The organism is Dyadobacter sp. HNCC25DJ187, from assembly GCF_056895255.1.
The window spans coordinates 891,590-903,529 of record NZ_JBXHAT010000001.1 but is presented as its reverse complement, the minus strand read 5'-3'; the positions used below and the strand labels follow the sequence as shown (position 1 = coordinate 903,529).

Here is an 11,940-nt window from a genome sequence, read left to right as displayed (position 1 = left end):
CTCTTGGGATTATTTCTGATTCATCCTATATTTTTGAAAAAGTCTGTTTTGTTCAAATGTAGGATAATTTTGTACAATTACTGCAATTAATTATACTATACATTTGTCAGGTAAATTGATGATATGCATCTCTTACTTTGATCAAATTATACCTTAACCCGATATTATGAAACGTTTTTGCCTTGCTGTCGATCTGAAAGACGATCCTAAGCTGATAGAAGAATATGAAAAATGGCATAAGCCAGAGCATGCCCGTCCTGAAATCTCTAAAAGTATACTGGATGCAGGAGTAACCAGTATGGAGATTTTTCGCGTTGGAAACCGTCTTTTTATGATTATGGAAACTGAGGATGATTTCACATTTGAGAACAAATCAAAAATGGATCAGGAAAATGAAAAAGTGCAGGATTGGGAACAGTTTGTCTGGAAATTCCAGCAGCCACTACCCTGGGCTGCTCCCGGTGAAAAATGGATGCTGATGGACCAGATCTTCAAACTTACCAAATAATTCATTACCTCATTATTTAAACAAAATTCCATGGCTGATCGTAGTAAAACAAGACTGGCTGTCATATTGATAACTTCTTTGTTTTTTCTTTGGGGCTTTGCCCTCAATTTGAATCCGATACTCATTCCGCATTTAAAGAAAGCCTGTCAGCTAAGTGATTTTCAGTCAGCTCTTATAGACTCAGCATCCTATATAGCTTATTTTCTGATTGCACTGCCGGCAGGGCTTTTCATGAAACGATTCGGTTATAAGGCCGGGATTACTTTTGGGTTGCTGCTATTCGCATTCGGCACGTTCCTTTTTTATCCTGCTGCAGAAATGCGCCATTTTGGTTTTTTTCTGATCGCACTATTTATCATTGCCAGCGGACTTACTATGCTGGAAACCGCTGCAAATCCATATATCACCGTGTTAGGTGATCCGGATTCAGCAACACAGCGACTTAATTTTGCGCAGTCATTCAATGGTTTGGCTGCATTCCTGGCTCCGCTAATGGGTGGCACATTTATACTCTCAGGCAAAACACTGTCAGAACAGGAGCAGCAGAGCATGTCTGCGTCGGAGCTTAATAGTTATTTGGATATGGAAGCTGCTTCCGTACAGATGCCCTTCATCGTTATCGGTATTGTTGTTCTCATTGTTGCAATTCTGATCTGGAGAACCAGTCTTCCTGAAATACAGGATGATGCTGACGAGTCCGCGGAAGTGTCAGCATCGGTACTGGGAGAGAAGAACCTTATCCTCGGAGTGATTGCACAGTTTTTCTACGTTGGCGCTCAGGTTTGTATCAGTAGTTTCTTTATACGTTTTGCGGATCATGTAGCAGGGATTGAAGAGAAAACAGCCGCGTATTTGTTGTCAGGAGCATTTCTCAGTTTTATGATCGGCCGTTTTATTGGTACCTATCTGATGAGATTTGTGGCCCCTCCCAAGCTATTGGCGATATATAGTCTTATCAATGTTGTGCTATTGGCAGCAGCTGTAACCACAACCGGCATGCTTTCAGTGTATGCTTTGGTAGGCGTGCAGTTCTTTATGTCTATTATGTTCCCTACTATATTCGCTCTCAGCATCAGAGGTCTTGGATCCAAAACAAAAATGGGGTCTTCACTGGTCATCATGGCGATTGTGGGAGGTGCTATATTTCCGGTAATCATGGGGCAGGTTTCTGATGTGTCCACAATTCAGATTGCCTATATCGTACCTGCTGTATGCTTCCTGGTAGTCTTCTATTTCGCAATAAAAAATAATTCTATTAAAAATATAAAGCTCGGAGCATCACACTAGTTGACTGCTGTAAATTTATCTAACACCATTAAATTTATCCGTATGAATCTGAATTTGAAAGATAAGGTAATCATTGTAACAGGTGGAGCAAAAGGAATCGGAGAAGGTATTGTGCAGGTACTGGCAGCAGAAGGGGCTGTGCCGGTAATCGTCGGCAGAAATGCGGCAGACAATCAAAAGGTTGTTGATCAACTTGCATCCAAAGGTTTTAAATCTTTTCAGGTTGCTGCCGAACTTACCCGGCCAGAGGAATCCAAAAAAGCGGTAGATGCTGTACTTGCAACATTTGGCCGCATTGATGGATTGGTCAATAACGCAGGCGTCAATGACGGTGTCGGACTGGAAAATGGTAATTATGATGATTTTATAGCTTCTCTCCACAAGAATGTAGTTCACTATTATCTCATGGCCCAACATGCGCTGCCTGCATTGAAAGCTTCCAAAGGAGCGATTGTCAACATCAGCTCCAAAACTGCGGAGACAGGCCAGGGAGGCACTTCGGCTTACGCAGCGGCAAATGGCGGAAGGAATGCATTGACGCGCGAATGGGCTGTTGAGCTATTAAAATATGGAATTCGTGTAAACGCAGTAATTGTCGCTGAATGTTGGACGCCGCTTTATGAGCGCTGGATTGAAACATTGCCGAATCCAACAGAAAAGCTGGCAGGTATTACCGCCAATATACCGCTGGAAAACCGCATGACTACTGCTGAGGAAATCGCGAATATGACCGTTTTTCTTCTGTCGGAGCGCTCAAGCCATACGACAGGGCAATTAATATATGTCGATGGAGGATATGTACATCTTGACAGAGCTTTGGCCAATTCTTAAATCAATCTATACAGCAATTCAATTAAAATGATGAATACACTTGTTTGTACAACCCCTGGCCAATTGGATTACACACACCAGGAAATGCCTGAGAGCCGGTCAGGATATACAACCATCCGCATTCGGCGTATAGGGATTTGCGGAACAGATTTGCATGCTTATGAAGGTACGCAGCCTTTCTTTAACTATCCGAGAATCCTCGGACATGAACTTGCCGGGGAGATCGTCCGGACGGATGCAGAAGGTTTTCAGGTTGGAGAATATGTAACTTTTATTCCATATTTTAATTGTGGAAGCTGTGTAGCCTGCAGAAATGGGAAACCCAATTGTTGCACCAATATCAATGTTTTTGGTGTACATATAGATGGTGGTATGACGGAGTATGTTTCTATTCCTTCTTATGCACTTGTACATGGCAACGGTCTGAGCCTTGATGAGCTTGCCTTGGTGGAGCCACTGGCCATTGGTGCTCATGGTATTCGCCGGGCCGGCGTTACACCCAATGATACCGTGCTGGTGGTTGGCGCCGGGCCTATCGGGTTAGGAACCATGGAGTTTGCGCGAATTGCAGGAGCGTCGGTGATCGCTATGGATATCAACGAAGACCGGCTGAACTTCTGTCGTGAAAAATTAGATGTTTCTTATACGGTGAACGCTCTTGCAGATGATGTCCATCAGAAGTTGTCAGATTTTACAAATGGGGATATGCCTACCGTTGTCATAGATGCGACTGGAAATCAAAGAGCGATTAACAATGCCTTTCAATACCTTGCACATGGTGGAAGATATGTGCTTATCGGATTACAAAAAGGTGAAATCAGTTTTACACATCCCGAATTCCATAAGCGTGAAGCTACGTTGATGAGCAGCCGTAACGCTACCCGTGAAGATTTTGAGCATGTAATCGGCTGTATGAAATCGGGGTTCATCGATCCTACAACCTATATAACTCACCGGGTTGCATTCGATCAGCTGAAGAACACTTTTAAAAACTGGTTAAATCCGGAGTATGGAGTGATTAAAGCCATGGTTGAAGTACTTTAACGAAATTATGGGGGTAGACCTTTACATGGTTTACCACTGTGTGGAATGATTTTTGGATATCCTTGGAAAATCATTTTCTATGGATAATCATATTACAAAAATTCTTCGCTGGATATTGTTGCTAATCGCGCTTCCTGCTGGCCTGTATTTGGGAAAAACATTTCTGGCGCCACTTGCCATTGCTGCCGTTCTGGGTATGATGTTGATTCCGGTTATGGATTGGCTGATGAAAAAAGGGCTGGGCCGTGGCTGGGCAGTAGCAGGAAGCACCTTTCTACTTATACTTTTCTTTTTATTTCTGGGTGGTCTGATAGCTATTCAGGTTAAGATGATCGCTAAAGATTGGTCTGAAATTGAAAAAACGTCGGTTGCACTTTTGGAACAAGCGCAGTCTTTTATTGAAGACAAGGCAGGGGTGGATCCTGACCAGCAACTCGAACAGGCTAAGGGGATGCTGGCGAGCCTGGGTGAAGGCGGACCTGCTGCCCTTGGCACCATTGGAGGAGCTATCGCCAGCACCGTTCTGGTTATTGTATATGTAATTCTTATCTTGTCTCAACGGGAGCGTTTCAAAGAATTCATTCTGCTGAATGTGCAGGCGAGCGAACAAGTTCGGGTTCGGAAAGTACTGAAAGAGATTCGTAAAACCTCTGGTGGTTATTATTGGGGAATGTTCAAAGCCATGTTGATTCTCGTAGTGCTTTACGGCACAGGGTTTTTGATAGGGGGTATCAAATATGCCCCTTTACTTGCCTTGATTGCTGCCGTCTTTTCATTCATTCCATATCTTGGAAATTTAATTGGCGGCTGCCTGGCTGCTATGCTGGCTATGGTATCAGGTGGCTTTTCCGCAGTTCTGATTGTAGGTGGTGTTATGTTTGCGGCTCAAATGATCGACAATTACATCACGCAGCCGTATGTTGTGGGGAAAGAGGTTGATTTGAATCCATTTATGACTATAGCATCGGTCATCGGCTTCGGACTCCTCTGGGGTGTTGCAGGAGCCATTATTGCCATTCCTATTACTGGAATATTAAGAGTTAGCTTTCACCACTTCAAGGAAACCCGTTCGTTTGCTTTCTTAATGGGTAATGAAAAACCGGACTCTGCGCCGGAGGGAATCCGACAGCAGAGGGAAAAAATTAAAAGTGTTGAGTAAAATTGAAAATGTGGTTTCTATTTAGCCGATGCTATCATAGGGGTAAGTAAGTCAGATTCTTTCTTCAATTCGGAGACCAATTGTTCAATCCGTTCTTGATCAAACAAAGTCATGTATTCTAATTCCTGGGTGATGGCAGTTACCTTATTCATAAATGCCGATGCTGAAGCCCCTTTTAGTTTATGGGCTGCACTTTTGATGCCGGGAAGGTCGCTGTTATCATAATGTTTGTGAAGATCGGTAACACCCGCCTGAAGCGCTTCTTCTGTAAGAGTCAGGAATTCAGTAATGAATTCCTGATCATTCATATAAGTTCTTTTTAACAACTCAATATCGAAATGTTCCTGCTCATCGTCATGACTACCTATGGGCCTGACCTCTGAGCTGGTAACGGATTGGGTATGACGGTCAATGATGGTCCTGATAGAATCTTCGACAAATGGCTTGGCTACAAAGTCGTCCATTCCTGCATCTATACATTTGTCGCGCTCTCCCTTTACATTGCCTGCCGTGAGCGCTACAATAGGCACGTAGTTATGTTGTAGCAAATTGCGAATGGCAAAGGTTGCCTCATAACCATTCATTTCCGGCATTTGCACATCCATAAATATCAGGTCTGGCTTAACCCGTTTACAGTGTTCAACAGCTTCAAGACCATTAGCTGCTTCCAGAATAATCCCTGCTGGCACCACCTTCGAAATAATGGTTTTTGCCAGGAACATATTTACGGGATTATCTTCTGCAATGAGTATAGTCAGTACGTCCTGATTGATATCATCGGATTCTGAAATACTCACAAATTCTTCGTGGAATTCCTTTTGAGATAATCTGGACAGGCAAAGATAAATATCGTTGATTTTCAGGGGTTTCATTAGTCGATAGTTCACTTTTAACTCTTCACATCCCTTAATGACCGTGGCATCGTCTGCGGAACTGTTAAGTAACACCACCGGAATTCCTTCTGTTTTTTGAGAGAAAGTTTTTCTGATGTGACGAATGGTTTCCAGACCATCCATATAGGGCATATGGTAGTCGATCAAAATGGCATCATAGACAGTGTCAGACTCCAGTGCTTCCAAAGCATCGAATCCATTCGTTACCTGTTCGGACTTCACATTCATCAATTGAAGCATTCTCTCTACGATAAGCCTATTGTTCTGGTTGTCATCAACTATCAGAACATTCTTGATAGATTCGGCATTGTCCCAGATGATAGGCTCTCCGGGCTCAGACTGCATGGTCAGGTCAAAAAAGAAAGTGCTTCCAACACCATGAACGCTGTTGAGCTGCAGGTAGCTACCCATCATAGCCAGCAAGCTGTTAGAGATAGTCAGGCCCAGGCCGGTCCCTCCATACTTTTTGGTTGTGGAGTTATCTTCCTGAAGAAAAGCGTCAAATATTTTAGCTTGCTTTTCTTCACGGATACCAATGCCGGTGTCGCGTACAATGAAGCGGCAGGTGATCTCATTACTCTCAGCGGGACGATAATCCAGGATTTCAATCTTCAATTCAATTTCCCCGCTTTCGGTAAACTTTGCAGCATTGCTCAGCAGGTTGATCAGTACCTGTTTTAATCTGATTTCATCAATCCAAACAAAGCGAGGCAGATCCAACGGAATATTCAGCAACATTTCCAGACCCTTATTCTGGACCGGAAAGGAGATAATATCAGCAGATTGAGATGTAATTTCATAGATATCACCTTTATCAATCTCCAATTCCAGCTTACCGGCTTCTATCTTGGAGAAGTCGAGTATATCATTAATGATGCTCAAAAGGGCATTTGCCGACTGATTGACAATTGCAAGATACTGGTGCTGCGTATCGGTCATACTGGTTTTTAAAACCAGATCCGTGAATCCGATAATACCGTTCAGCGGCGTTCGGATCTCGTGGCTCATATTGGCCAGAAACTCCGACTTGGCAATACTTGCCTGCTCGGACTGGATTTTTGCTTGTTTCAGTTCGTGACGAACAAGTGTTGCTTCGGTAATATCTTCTGTGAACATCATAATACCGCCAACCGAGCCGTCGTATTGATACCAGGGGCGAACTTCCCATTTTAGATACTGATCGGCTTCCCAACCCGGAGGCCTCCATAGCTCCTCGTCACAAGATAGTGTTTCGCCCTTTAATGCACGCTGGTGATGCTCTTTCCAGGGGTCTTCAATATTGGGAAAAATATCATAATGTGTAATGCCAATAATGTTTTGCCCGGTTAACCGGTACTCTTCCATCCACTTTCTGCTCACTGCCATGTATCTGATATCCCTGTCAAACATAGCGACCGCTGCCGGTGCATGCTCGACAAATGCCAGCAATCGTGCCTTCTCATTGAAGAGCTCCTTTTCCGCTTTTTTCGTGGCAGTGAGATCTGTTGCTACACCCAGATACCCAATTATCTCATCATGGTGATTCCGGATTGTAGTATTTACCAGCGATACAGGTTTCAGTTCCCCGCTTTTGGTACGGTAGGTCCATTCCCGAACTTCCGCCTTATCAGTTTCTGCCTTATGTACCAATATTCTGAAACCTTCTATTGGATATCCGTATTCACGAGTAAGCTCGTCGGAACGTACTTGCAGCTCGGAAAGCAGGTGAAGCATGCCAGGCCGATTGATACCGATCATCTCTTCTGCCCGGTAGCCCAGAAGATTTTCGGCGCCTTTGTTAAATACAGTGATGACACCGTCCATATCGGTAGCGATAATACTGACTTCTGAAGCGGCATTCAATACATCGTCCAGCAGCTTTTTTGAATTGGCCGTCACGAGTTCGGCCCTTTTCTTTTCGTCAATATCCTGATACATCCCGTAAAGTTTCAAAGCTCCCCGTTTATCTGCTTCTGCATGACCAATCGTTCTGAGCCATTTACTTTCACCGGTAAACGTTGTAATTTCAAGTTCCAGGTCGTAACTCTTATATTCATCGATTGCAGACTGGACAGCTTCTGTAATTTTCATCCGGGTCTCCTCATGTTGATACAGACTTCTGATACTATCCACATTTGGCTTGTAGTCAGAATCAACTCCAAGAATTGATTTAGTGACTTCAGACCAGTGTACCTCCTGTGTGGCCATATCAACTTCCCAGCCACCCACTTTTGCCATCTGATTACTTTGCAACAACATGGTTTGTACCTTCTCCAATTTCTTGGCCAGCTTCTGACTTTCCGTTACGTCAATGGAGTTGCCAACAATATGCTGATATCCTTTTTCATTGGTAACCAGGATATTTTGGAAGTTCCATATTCTGTATGAACCGTCGCGGTGACGGGTAGTCATCAAGCCACTTGATATGCCATCTATTTGAATATCAGTCAAGTATTGTTTAAGTGTTGGGTGGTGCTTTTCAGGGATAATGTCAAACAAAGTCATTTCAAGTATATCTTGCTTGTCATAACCCAGCAGGCGGGCACCAGCGGTATTTACGGTCAGGAATTGTCCTGACAGGTCATGTGTGCACATGAAGCCCTGGGAGTTTTCAAAAAACGACCTAAAATTATCCTCGCTTGTTTTAAGCTTCTCTTCCTTGATCTTTTCTTCTGTTATATCACGGCCAATGCAAAACAAGTTTCCTGTTCCTTGCTCGGTTGTTGTTACCCATTGAATATATACATAGCCGCCATTCTGATGTCTTACTCGGTGGACTGACGTGCCGGAAGTTTCTTTGTTCATTAGGATTGAAAGATCCTCGTTGGTTTGGTTCCTGTCGTCAGGATGAACCATATCCTGAAAATGTGTATTCAGAATATAAGCTTCATCCCAGCCCAGCACATTGGCAAAGGCGGGATTCACTTTCTTGAAATAGCCGTCAGTTCCTGCTATACATATCAGGTCGTTGCTGAGGTTAAACAACCGGTCGAAATTACGTCGCTCATCTTTTTTACGTTGTTCAAGAATCAGGGACGTAGCCTGATCAGAAAGAAGCTTCAGAGCCTCGAGCTGATTGGTAGTCAGTTTCTTTTTCTCTGAACCTGATACACAAAATGCTCCCAAATGATAGCCGTTAGGGTCAATGATAGGGAAACCTGCGTAAAACCGTACAAACGGTTCACCAATAACAAACTTATTGCTGGCAAAACGCTCATCTTGTGTAGCGTCTTCAATTTGCATGAGCTCATCTGTCAGGATTGTATACTGGCAAAACGAATCTTCCTTTGGAAGCTCATCCATGTCCATTCCGTATTGTGAAATAAACCACTGGGTTTTGTCATCGATTAAAGATAACATCGATATAGGTGTATCACAAATGATGGATGCCAGCTGTGTCAAACGGTCAAATTCCCGTTCTTTAACAGTTGTAAGTCCCTTATATTCGCGAAGCACCTGAAGCCTTTTGGCTTCATGATCAGGAAGAGGAAAGTTCATTTCGATGTTGAGTAACGCATGCTAAATTTCCTAAATCTCCGTATTTTTTTTCAATAAATAAAGTGATTATAGCTGCGTACCGAGATTCAGGATATGGTGCCTTTAACAGTACCAGAGGATGATTATAGAAGGGTTGGCAGTAGACAGGATATCCGAAAAGCTGGCTTTTGTATATCAACTGCTTATATATGACAATGCCCCATGTATTGATCAGACATGAGGCATTTTGTTGAGCATGACTATATTATTTCTTTCCCATTAGTGTGTCTTTTACAAAATTGCTATCCCAGCTATGGTCTTCAGTGGAAAAGTCCAGCAGGAGGTCTTCCTGTAAAAGCTTTTCCTGCATCTCTATTTCACGTCGTGCGTGAATTGCGTACTCTTTCATATCGCTTCGGGATCCGGCCAGTCGTTCCAGCGATTTTTCATCATAGGTGATAAACTTGTGCCCCTGTCGGGTAGCAGTATACTTTCTGAAGCCGAGTTCGTGCAATGCATCAATAGCCAGATGTACAGATGTGTAAAGCGTTTCCCTGTAAATATTTGTAACACCCATTTCCATCATCTCGTGTGCATCAAAACGGTTTCTGGCCCTTGCCAGTACCTTTACATGGCCATAATGTTTCTTAACGATTTTAATCAATTCATTGTTAAGTTCAGGCGAGTCGAATGCAGTAATAAGTAATTTGGCATTCTCGATGCCGGCTGACTTCAGCAAGTCAATCCTGGTCGGGTCCCCATAGTAAACGTTAAATCCCATTCGTCTTAATAATTCAACCTGATCCGCATTATTATCGAGTACTGTTGCTTCAATGCCATTGGCGCGCAGCAAGCGTCCGATAGTACTTCCGAAATGGCCAAAACCGGCTATGATGACCTGATGCTGCACATGTATTTCATCAGCAGCCCGTTTTTCAGGAGCTTCATCCGTGCCAAAGAAGCGCGTGATTACCTTTTCGTTAAATAGCAGCAGGAGTGGTGTAGTCATCATACTGATAGCCGTCACAGCGGTGAATTTTCCTAGCCATTCTTCATTGATGATGTGAAGTTGCCCTGTGAAAGAGAGTAATACGAAAGCAAATTCACCTACCTGACTGAGACCGAGGGCAAACATAAAATTCTGGTCATTTTTTAATTTGAAAGCTCTTCCAATCGCAAATAAAATGCCGAATTTGATCAGGATCACGGTACATACGATGAAAGCAATTTGTCCGGGTGACTGAGTCAGCAACTGGAAGTTGATAGCTGCGCCTACACCCATAAAGAACAATCCGAGTAGTAAGCCTTTGAAGGGTTCTATATCGCTTTCCAGCTCGTGGCGGAATTCGCTGTTGGCAAGTACAACACCAGCCACAAACGTGCCTAGAGCAGGGCTGAGGCCAACGGTCTCCATCAAAAGGGCAACCGCCACAACCAGCAACAGGGAAGAGGCCGTAAACATTTCCCTCAGTCCTGTTTTGGCAATGAGGCGAAGCAAGGGTACTACCAAATACGTTCCTATTCCATAAATGGAAGCTACAGCTCCGATCACAATTACCGTTTGAAGCCATGCAGGAAGCCCTACTAGTAAAGATGGATGTGCCGACTCAGGAGCAACGATGGCTGTAGCCAGTAATGGTAAAATAGCCAAAATGGGAATGACCGCTATGTCCTGGAATAGCAGCACTGAAAATGATGCTTCACCAGCCTGAGATTTTGAAAGTCCTTTTTCCTTTAACGTTTGTAAAACAATTGCAGTGGAAGACATTGTTAAGGCCAATCCAATCGACAAGGACATCGTCCATTCCCAACCAAGGAACATAAAGAGACCAAAAATCAACAGGGTTGTACCAATCAGTTGCGAAAATCCGAACCCCGCAATGGCTTTACGCATTTTCCAAAATGCTTTGGGCTCCAGTTCCAAGCCTATCAGAAATAGCATCATCACCACACCAAATTCAGCCACATGCATTATACCTTCACCTTCCTGGCCTATAAAACCAAGAACAAAAGGACCTATGACTATGCCTGAGATCAGGTAACCAAGTACCGAACTCATGCCGATTTTCTTTGCAATCGGCACACAGATTACTGCAGCCGAAAGATAGACCAATGCTTGTGGTAGAAAGTCACTGCTCATACAATTTTCTCTTTTAGTAGCCAGTCGTTCATATATTCAAATTCCTGAAGTGCATCTATATCCAGTATGTTTTGCTGAAAGTGATCCAGAAGCCTTGCATAGTCCTGACTGAGCGTCAGTAGTTCGTCATCGTTTATTCTGTGTGATCCCTGTCCGGCAAAGGGAGGGAGATACCTCATGTTGCACAAAGTGGTGGTTCGATTGAAAGGCGTTAGAAATTCCTTTAAAGTGAAGTGGTGATAACCGTCTGGCTGATAGGTGGATCGTGCGCCGCCGGTTGATAAAACCTGCATGACCACTTTGCCTTCCAGCGCTTTGCCTTTTGGGCCGTATGCCCAACCAGCTTCCAGGACGATGTCAATCCACTGCTTCAACAACGCCGGGCAACTATACCAGTAAATGGGGTGCTCCCAGATAATGATATCATGATTCAACAGCAGCTCTTGTTCTCTTTGAATGTCGATGTTAAAATCGGGGTATTCCTGGTAAAGGTCGTGAACAGTGATTCCCTCCGGAATATGGTCTACAAAGGATTTATGTATCCTCGATTTTTCAAATAGCGGATGTACGAGCAGAACGAGTATGCGATTTTGCATGAATGAACTATGTTGGTTTCTTTTTG

8 protein-coding genes are annotated in these 11,940 nt (G+C 43.6%); 5 read left to right on the top strand and 3 right to left on the bottom strand.

Annotation, left to right across the window (positions count from 1 at the left end; translation table 11 throughout):
* The first annotated feature begins 166 nt into the window (after positions 1 to 166).
* The 5 genes from AC1XUE_RS03610 (at position 167) to AC1XUE_RS03590 (ending at position 4,829) form a co-directional block, all read left to right on the top strand.
* Positions 167 to 508, top strand: a complete 342-nt coding sequence (locus AC1XUE_RS03610; RefSeq protein WP_483354562.1) for an L-rhamnose mutarotase — start codon at positions 167 to 169, stop codon at positions 506 to 508.
* Between the two features lie 30 nt (positions 509 to 538).
* Positions 539 to 1,795: an L-fucose:H+ symporter permease gene (gene fucP / locus AC1XUE_RS03605; protein ID WP_483354561.1), complete on the top strand. Its 1,257-nt coding sequence runs from the start codon at positions 539 to 541 to the stop codon at positions 1,793 to 1,795.
* A 42-nt stretch (positions 1,796 to 1,837) separates the two neighbouring features.
* Entirely contained in the window at positions 1,838 to 2,626 is a 789-nt protein-coding gene (locus tag AC1XUE_RS03600; protein ID WP_483354560.1) for an L-fucose dehydrogenase, read from the top strand.
* Between the two features lie 30 nt (positions 2,627 to 2,656).
* Entirely contained in the window at positions 2,657 to 3,670 is a 1,014-nt protein-coding gene (locus AC1XUE_RS03595; RefSeq protein WP_483355993.1) for a zinc-binding alcohol dehydrogenase family protein, read from the top strand.
* A 79-nt stretch (positions 3,671 to 3,749) separates the two neighbouring features.
* Positions 3,750 to 4,829, top strand: coding sequence for an AI-2E family transporter (locus AC1XUE_RS03590; protein ID WP_483354559.1), 1,080 nt, complete (start codon positions 3,750 to 3,752; stop codon positions 4,827 to 4,829).
* 17 nt (positions 4,830 to 4,846) lie between these two features.
* Here AC1XUE_RS03590 and AC1XUE_RS03585 read toward each other — a convergent pair whose 3' ends face one another.
* From AC1XUE_RS03585 to AC1XUE_RS03575, 3 genes are all read right to left on the bottom strand, one after another.
* Positions 4,847 to 9,199 (bottom strand): PAS domain S-box protein, encoded by a 4,353-nt coding sequence (locus tag AC1XUE_RS03585; protein WP_483354558.1) that lies wholly within the window; start codon positions 9,197 to 9,199, stop codon positions 4,847 to 4,849.
* A 244-nt stretch (positions 9,200 to 9,443) separates the two neighbouring features.
* A complete protein-coding gene (locus AC1XUE_RS03580) occupies positions 9,444 to 11,318 on the bottom strand; it encodes a monovalent cation:proton antiporter-2 (CPA2) family protein (RefSeq protein ID WP_483354557.1) in 1,875 nt (624 codons plus the stop codon).
* The gene (locus AC1XUE_RS03575; protein ID WP_483354556.1) at positions 11,315 to 11,914 is read right to left on the bottom strand and encodes an NAD(P)H-dependent oxidoreductase; all 600 of its coding nucleotides are present in this window, start codon (positions 11,912 to 11,914) and stop codon (positions 11,315 to 11,317) included. Before AC1XUE_RS03575 ends, AC1XUE_RS03580 begins: the two co-directional genes overlap by 4 nt.
* Positions 11,915 to 11,940: the final 26 nt, after the last annotated feature.

Bases quoted from the DNA above. Each gene is read 5' to 3' on its own strand.
- AC1XUE_RS03580 (WP_483354557.1), bottom strand. From the start codon at position 11,318: ATGAGCAGTGACTTTCTACCACAAGCATTGGTCTATCTTTCGGCTGCA.
- fucP (WP_483354561.1), top strand. From the start codon at position 539: ATGGCTGATCGTAGTAAAACAAGACTGGCTGTCATATTGATAACTTCT.
- AC1XUE_RS03600 (WP_483354560.1), top strand. From the start codon at position 1,838: ATGAATCTGAATTTGAAAGATAAGGTAATCATTGTAACAGGTGGAGCA.
- AC1XUE_RS03585 (WP_483354558.1), bottom strand. From the start codon at position 9,199: ATGAACTTTCCTCTTCCTGATCATGAAGCCAAAAGGCTTCAGGTGCTT.
- AC1XUE_RS03590 (WP_483354559.1), top strand. From the start codon at position 3,750: ATGGATAATCATATTACAAAAATTCTTCGCTGGATATTGTTGCTAATC.
- AC1XUE_RS03610 (WP_483354562.1), top strand. From the start codon at position 167: ATGAAACGTTTTTGCCTTGCTGTCGATCTGAAAGACGATCCTAAGCTG.
- AC1XUE_RS03595 (WP_483355993.1), top strand. From the start codon at position 2,657: ATGAATACACTTGTTTGTACAACCCCTGGCCAATTGGATTACACACAC.
- AC1XUE_RS03575 (WP_483354556.1), bottom strand. From the start codon at position 11,914: ATGCAAAATCGCATACTCGTTCTGCTCGTACATCCGCTATTTGAAAAA.